General features: G+C 62.4%; 7 protein-coding genes and 1 pseudogene. 7 read left to right on the top strand and 1 reads right to left on the bottom strand.

Annotated elements, in window-relative coordinates; genetic code table 11:
- A pseudogene (locus tag ACPCXD_RS22765) lies at window positions 1-195 on the bottom strand (cupin domain-containing protein); the annotation flags it as partial.
- Between the two features lie 298 nt (window positions 196-493).
- Between ACPCXD_RS22765 and ACPCXD_RS22770 the strand changes: the two are divergent.
- The 7 genes from ACPCXD_RS22770 to ACPCXD_RS22800 form a co-directional block, all read left to right on the top strand.
- Complete coding sequence (locus tag ACPCXD_RS22770; protein WP_423661194.1) at window positions 494-1,516, top strand: carbon-nitrogen hydrolase family protein; 1,023 nt, start codon at window positions 494-496, stop codon at window positions 1,514-1,516.
- A gap of 36 nt (window positions 1,517-1,552) precedes the next feature.
- Window positions 1,553-2,455, top strand: a complete 903-nt coding sequence (locus ACPCXD_RS22775) for a fumarylacetoacetate hydrolase family protein (protein ID WP_423661195.1) — start codon at window positions 1,553-1,555, stop codon at window positions 2,453-2,455.
- 2 nt (window positions 2,456-2,457) lie between these two features.
- Window positions 2,458-3,225, top strand: a complete 768-nt coding sequence (locus ACPCXD_RS22780; RefSeq protein ID WP_423661196.1) for a maleate cis-trans isomerase family protein — start codon at window positions 2,458-2,460, stop codon at window positions 3,223-3,225.
- Window position 3,226: 1 nt separating this feature from the next.
- Window positions 3,227-3,925: a GntR family transcriptional regulator gene (locus ACPCXD_RS22785; protein ID WP_033098386.1), complete on the top strand. Its 699-nt coding sequence runs from the start codon at window positions 3,227-3,229 to the stop codon at window positions 3,923-3,925.
- Between the two features lie 17 nt (window positions 3,926-3,942).
- Complete coding sequence (locus tag ACPCXD_RS22790; RefSeq protein ID WP_423661197.1) at window positions 3,943-4,554, top strand: flavin reductase family protein; 612 nt, start codon at window positions 3,943-3,945, stop codon at window positions 4,552-4,554.
- A gap of 31 nt (window positions 4,555-4,585) precedes the next feature.
- Entirely contained in the window at window positions 4,586-5,278 is a 693-nt protein-coding gene (locus ACPCXD_RS22795; RefSeq protein WP_423661198.1) for a hypothetical protein, read from the top strand.
- Between the two features lie 286 nt (window positions 5,279-5,564).
- A partial coding sequence (locus ACPCXD_RS22800; RefSeq protein ID WP_423661199.1) for a hypothetical protein occupies window positions 5,565-6,752 on the top strand: 1,188 nt, incomplete at its 3' end.

The following is a 6,752-nucleotide window of genomic DNA, read 5'->3' on the forward strand; positions in this document are numbered from 1 at the left end:
GGATTCGAGCACCGACGGTCGCAGCTGCTGATAGCGCCACAGCATCGGCACCGATTTCGGTTGTGGATACCAAGGCTCGATGTCGTTGGCCACCGTCCACAACGCTCCGGCGCCCATCGTCTCGAGTCGGCGGTAGAACTGCACCAGCTCGTCGGTGTCCTCCACGCGGGACCGGCCGAGGATGTCTTCCCTCATATCAGCAACTCCTTCCACTGCGCTGACTCACCGAGGGGGTGTGTCGCCGCTGGGGGGAACGCTAGACCGAAATTTGATCAAACGCGAGACCTGAGTGCGACTTTTTTCACGAAAGTTGATTTTTCGTGATCGAGTCACCTCTCTTGACGTCCTCGAATACTCCTGGTTGAAGGACTGAATCTGTCACCAGGGGGAGGCCGGCAACCAAAGCCGGGAAATTTTTCCTTGCCATGTCCCGTAAGATTTGATCAAATCATTGCAAGATGGCTAGCCGGCCTCGCAGTAAAGGACTCTTGAGATGACCACCTACCCGAAGTTCCGAGCCGCCGCAGTGCAGGCGGCTCCGGAGTTCCTCGACACGCCCGCCACGGTGGACAAGGCATGCCATCTGATCGCAGAAGCGAGCACACACGGCGCTGAGCTGATCGCTTTCCCCGAGGTGTTCGTCTCGGCGTATCCCTACTGGAACTGGACCATGACGCCCGTTGAAGGGAGTCCCTGGTTCGAAAAGCTATTTCACGCAGCCATCGACATCCCCGGCCCCGAAGTGGCAGCCTTGTGTGCCGCTGCTCGCGCAGCCGACGCCCACGTCGTCATCGGAGTAAACGAACGAGACCCGTACTCCATGGGCACGCTGTACAACTCGGTCCTGTTCATCAGCAATACCGGTGAACTGCTGGGAGTTCACCGCAAGCTGGTGCCGACCTGGGCCGAGAAGCTGACCTGGGCCGGCGGAGACGGCAGCTCACTGCGGGTCTACGACACCGGAATCGGGCGACTCGGTGGACTGGCCTGCGGGGAGAACACCAATACCTTGGCCCGGTTCAGTCTCCTGGCACAAGGAGAGCAGGTCCATGTCGCCAACTACATCGCCCTTCCCGTGGCACCGGCCGAGTACGACATGGTCGAAGCCATCAAGACCCGTGCTGCTGCACACAGCTTCGAAGGCAAGGTCTTCACCATCGTCGCCTGTGCCGCGATCACAGATCAGATCGTCGATACCGTGGCACACAACGAGGCCGCCCGCGCGCTACTCGAGCGTCCGCACAGTGCCTTCAGTGGCATCTTCGGTCCAGACGGGCGCCTGATGACCACGCCTCTCATCGACGATGAGGGAATCGTGTACGCCGACATCGACATCACTGCATCGATCCAACCCAAACAGATGCACGACATCATCGGCCACTACAACCGGTTCGACATCTTCCAACTCAGCGTCAATCAGCAACCGCAGTCCAGCGTCGTCCTCAACAGTCACCGGGTGCCTACCTTCCCCTATCCCCACTTCACGGAAGTTCCTGACGAGACCGAGACGGTCTGAGGGATTTCCGTACATTCATCGAGCAAGGAGAATTTCGTGCGCTTTGTCAACTTCAGCCTCGGCACCGACGGGGAACGTCATCTCGGAGTCGTCCTCGACGGTGCTCTTGTCCTCGATCTTGTCCCTGCTCTGCAGTCGGTGATCGATGTTCCCAACGACCTGCGCGACTACATCGCCGCCGGCCCGGATCTGCACCGGCGGGTCGCTCAGATCATCGCCACCACCCAGTCCTGGCCCGCAGAAGCCACCCGTTCGCTGGACGAGGTGGTGCTGCACGCCCCGTTCCGTCCCGGCAAGCTCATCGGTGTCGGACTGAACTACGTCGAGCACGTCGAAGAATCGAGCCGATCTCTCGACACCGACGAAAATCTGCCGACGCGGCCGGTGCTGTTCAGCACACCGGGCACCGCGGTGATCGGCCCCGACGAGCCGATCCTGCATAACAGCGAGCTGACCGAACAACTGGACTGGGAATGCGAACTCGCCGTGATCATCGGCGATATCGCCAAGTCGGTGACCGAGGACGACGCAATGAACCACGTCTTCGGCTACAGCATCGTCAACGACATCAGCGCCCGCGACCAGCGCCGCTCCGGGCAGTGGTTCTTCTCCAAGGGACAGGACAGCTACAAGCCCTTCGGTCCCATGGTCGTCACCGCGGACGAGCTCGGTGACCCACACACCCTGCAGTTGTCGCTGACCGTCAATGGTGAGCAGCGCCAAAACGGAAACTCCCGACACATGTTGTTCAAGATTCCCCAGCTCATCGCCGACATCACCTCCGGAGTCACTCTCGAGCCCGGCGATATCATCGCCACCGGGTCCCCTCAGGGCGTAGGTGCGGCGATGACCCCGCCGACGTACCTGACCCCGGGTGATGTCGTGGCCGCAACCATCGAAAAGATCGGCACCCTCTCCAACCCCGTCAAGGCGGTCTGACCATGACCACATCGGCTTCCCCCCGCGCCTACCGCATCGGCCAGATCGTCCCGAGTTCCAACATCACGATGGAAACCGAGATCCCCGCGATGCTGCGCGCCCGCGAAGAGGTCGAACCCGACCGTTTCACTTTCCACTCCTCGCGTATGCGGATGAAAGAAGTGACCAAGGCTCAGCTCGAAGCGATGGACGACGAGTCCGATCGCTGCGCCCTGGAACTGTCCGACGCCCACGTCGATGTCCTCGGCTACGCTTGCCTGGTAGCGATCATGACCCGCGGCGCCGGGTACCACTGCACCTCGGAGAAGCGCCTGCACCAGGTGACCGTCGACAACGACGCCGAAGCGCCGGTCGTCACCAGCGCCGGCGCCCTGGTCGACGGACTGAAGGTGCTCGGTGCCCGCAAGGTCGCCCTCATCGCCCCGTACATGCGTCCCCTGACCGAGCAGGTCGTCGACTACATCTCCGGTGAGGGCTTCGAGGTCACCGACTTCATCGCCCTCGAAATTCCCGACAACCTCGAGGTCGGTTCCCGGGACCCGATGGCGCTGGTGGACATCGTCGAACGACTCGACCACAGTCAGGCGGATGTAGTCGTGCTGTCCGCGTGCGTGCAGATGCCGTCGCTGGCAGCCGTCCAGGTCGTTCAGGACCGAATCGGCAAGCCTGTGCTGTCTGCAGCCGTCGCCACCACCTACCAGCTGCTGAAAGAACTCGGCCTGAAGCGGTACGTTCCCCGTGCAGGCGAACTGTTGAACGGGAGCTACTGATATGACCGCAGCCGGAGTGAAGAAACCCAAGCGCTCGACAACACTCGAACAGGCGTACAACGCCATTCTCGAGTCCATTTGCAACGGTGATATCCCGCCGGGCGCTCCACTCCGGCTGCAAGAGCTGTCGACCACCTTCGGGATGAGCATGATGCCCATCCGCGAGGCACTCCGCCAGCTCGAGGCCATCGGCGTGATCGAGATGACCCCCCACAAGGGGGCGCGGGTCCGAGAAATTTCGACGGACGACCTCATCGACACCTACCGGACCCGCATCACGCTCGAAGGCATCCTCTGCAGCCGCGCCGCCGAAAATTTCGACGCCGACGACGAAGCGGCGGCCCGCGAGGCATTGGAACGGCAGCGCATCGCACTCGAAGACGGCGACATCATCGAGGCTCGCATTGCACACAAGGACTTCCACTACGCTATCTATCGCGCTGCCGGCTCGGTATGGATGCTCCGCTCCATCGACCCGACCTGGCTCAACAGCGAACGCTACCGTGTCACTAGCGAACAGGATGGTGACCAACTCACCCTCCGCCGCGAAGAACACGAACGCATGCTCGCAGCGTGCGTTGCGCACCGGCCCGAGCAGGCCCGCCAAGCCTTGCGAACCCACCTGATCAGCACCGTTGCCCATCTGGACAAGAACTTGGCCAAACGCCTGGACATCCTTACCGCCGGGGCGTGCTGTTGACCCAAGGCCGCTCCCCCATGTACTCGATCAACCCGACCGCCGACCCATATACTCGCTTCGACCCGGCCGTGATGCGTGCTGCGGACTTCTATCACGTCCTGGCTGCCTCGGTGGTGCCGCGCCCCATCGCCTGGGTATCGACGCGCTCGATCGCCGGGATCTTGAATCTCGCCCCGTACAGCTTCTTCACCGTTGCCTCCACCAAGCCTCCGATCGTGCAGTTCAACTCGGTCGGTCACAAGGACAGCTGGCGCAACATCACCGAAACCGGTGAATTCGTTGTGAACATCGGGACCGAAGCACTCATCGACCCCATCAATGCCACCTCCGAATCCTTTCCCTACGAGATCGATGAGTTCACCCAGGCGGGAATGAACCCCCACGACAGCGACGTCCTGGCTGTCCCTCGGGTTGCCGAAGCGCCGATCGCGTTCGAATGCGTCAAGCACACGATCGTGGAGATGGGAAACTGCTCATTGATCTTCGGACGCGTCGTCAACGTCGTTGTCGCTAGCGCCGTACTGGCCGACGACGGACTCCCCGACTTTTCCAAGGTCGCACCGCCGACCCGACTCGGACGTTCCGAGTGGGGCCTTGCCCCATCCACGGTGACACGCGTACGACCCTGACACCTCCAACGCAGCCAGCAGGAGCATCGCGATGCGCATATATCCCGTGATCCACGTCCACGATCTCGACCAAGTGTCCGAACAAGTCGAGGTCGCTCGTCGCCATCCCATTTCCGGAGTCTTCCTCATCGACCACGACGCAGATGACATCCGCCTGGCCCGATGCATCGATCACGTCCACCTGAAGCACCCCGACATCTTCCTGGGCGCAAACGTCATTCGCCGCAGCGCAACTGAGGCACTGAACATCCTCGCACCGCACTTTCCTGGCGGTATTCCTCTCGACGCCATCTGGACCGACAACGCCGGCGTCTCCCTCGACGGCGACGACCACGAGTTCCATTCACTCCACTCAGCACGAGAACGAACCGGATGGACCGGACTGCACTTCGGCGGCATCGCCTTCAAATACCAGACCCCCGTCTCGGAGACCGACCTTCCCCGCCTGGGCGAACTCGCACGCCGCCACGTCGATGTCCCCACCACCTCCGGACCCGGTACAGGACTAGCCGCCGACACTCACAAACTCGAGGCCCTTCGCAAGGGACTCCACGACCACCCGCTCGCCTTGGCCAGCGGGGTCACGCCGGACAACGTCGAGTCATTCATAGGCCTTGTCGACCACATCCTCGTTTCCACAGGAATCGCCGGCGACAACGACCGCATCGACTCCGGAAAGTTGGCGACCCTCCTCGAACGTTGCACTGTCGAGCAAAGAAATTAATCCTAATTCCGTCCCCGCGTAGACGGTGAAGCACCGAGCGTTCCCGCGTTCCGCTGAAAACGGAGAGGTTGACGGTGTGTGCTGTTCGACGATGGTTGAGCAGCACAGAAGAGATTCGTCTCTACGCTTGATTCGTGTCGACGAACAAAATCGCAGGGGATGTCCTCTAGGGAAGAGATGGAGAAGCCCCTCGTGTCCCGAGCACGGACACATCCACTCGTTCGAGTCCAGGGGTGTGTCGCACGATGGGATATCGTTGGCGCCATGCTGACACTTCGTCGAAAGAATGACTCCGCCTGCTGAGTCCGGTGGCGCCCTTGACCGCGCCGCCATGACCGAACTGCTCACCACGCGGTTCGCAGAACCCATCGCGGTCTACCGTGATCTGCTCCGCGGCCTCGCCGCCACCGGAGAGCCCCCATATCACCAGTCGGTGCTGCTCGATACTCATCCTGTCGAGGGGCCGTCGTTGACGACGCCACACCTGCGGATCCAGGTGAGCTACAGCTATCAGGACGCCGACGAGCTGGGATCATTCCCTGCGGAGATGAGGCCGGTGTGTGTGCGGATCCATGTGCAGGGCTATCCCGATAAGTATCCCGACCGTCGGGCAGCGGGCTCCGATCTGGTCCACGAGTACCCGGCCGTCGAACCGGAAGCGTGGGCGCGTGCGGTGCTCGGCCGACAGTGGTCGGATTATGCGTACCAAATGATCCGCCGGACCGATGTGGACCGGCGCATGCGCACCAACCTGATCTACACCCAGCCACTGTTCGTGGTGTTCGTCGCCTCGGACGGCACACCGGTGCTGGCCCCGGACAACACCGCCTGGAACCGGTTGTGGCTCAAAGTCATCGACGCCCGCAAACTCGATCCGGATCCCGAATCGAGGGCACTGCAAGAACACATCGCCCGGGTCGGCCCGTACGCCCCGACCGCAGGAATCCGCCATCCCGACACCGAACCCGACGGCGGCTGGCGCCTGGAGGTCACCGGTGTGCCCCTCGACCGGCTCACCGACACCGCGGCCGAGACGGTGCGCGCACTGCGCAACGGTATCCGGGTCCGCGGCAGGATCGCCACGCAGTTCCGCCCGGTCCGACTACACGTCGAACTCGACCACGTGGTGGTGTACTTCAAGTGGGCCCGCAATCCGAACACCTTCGCTGTGACCATGCATCCACCCCAGACAGGCGACGAGCTTGCCGGTCCGCCCTGGCACACCCCCGCCGCCGTCGCCGGCACCATGATCTCAGGATGGCAAGAGGAACTGTGTACAGGTCTGCTGGTGCGCGGTACCCAACGCCGCGACGGCGACACCATCCACATCTCGGCTCCGCCTTCTACCCCGGTCCACCCAGAATATTGGGTCAGCGAGGTCGCGCTGCACGAACGCTGCGGGGTGTGGCTTGCTCGCGAGGGCCTCGACATCGACCGGCCGCTCGAATGGAAGAACACGGGTGTACTCGCGTGT

Source organism: Rhodococcus sp. AB351 (assembly GCF_049538275.1).
GTDB lineage: Bacteria > Actinomycetota > Actinomycetes > Mycobacteriales > Mycobacteriaceae > Rhodococcus.

What these genes read in the sequence shown, in the direction of transcription:
- ACPCXD_RS22780 (WP_423661196.1), top strand. Translation starts at nt 2,458, where the DNA reads ATGACCACATCGGCTTCCCCCCGCGCCTACCGCATCGGCCAGATCGTC.
- ACPCXD_RS22790 (WP_423661197.1), top strand. Translation starts at nt 3,943, where the DNA reads ATGTACTCGATCAACCCGACCGCCGACCCATATACTCGCTTCGACCCG.
- ACPCXD_RS22785 (WP_033098386.1), top strand. Translation starts at nt 3,227, where the DNA reads ATGACCGCAGCCGGAGTGAAGAAACCCAAGCGCTCGACAACACTCGAA.
- ACPCXD_RS22770 (WP_423661194.1), top strand. Translation starts at nt 494, where the DNA reads ATGACCACCTACCCGAAGTTCCGAGCCGCCGCAGTGCAGGCGGCTCCG.
- ACPCXD_RS22795 (WP_423661198.1), top strand. Translation starts at nt 4,586, where the DNA reads ATGCGCATATATCCCGTGATCCACGTCCACGATCTCGACCAAGTGTCC.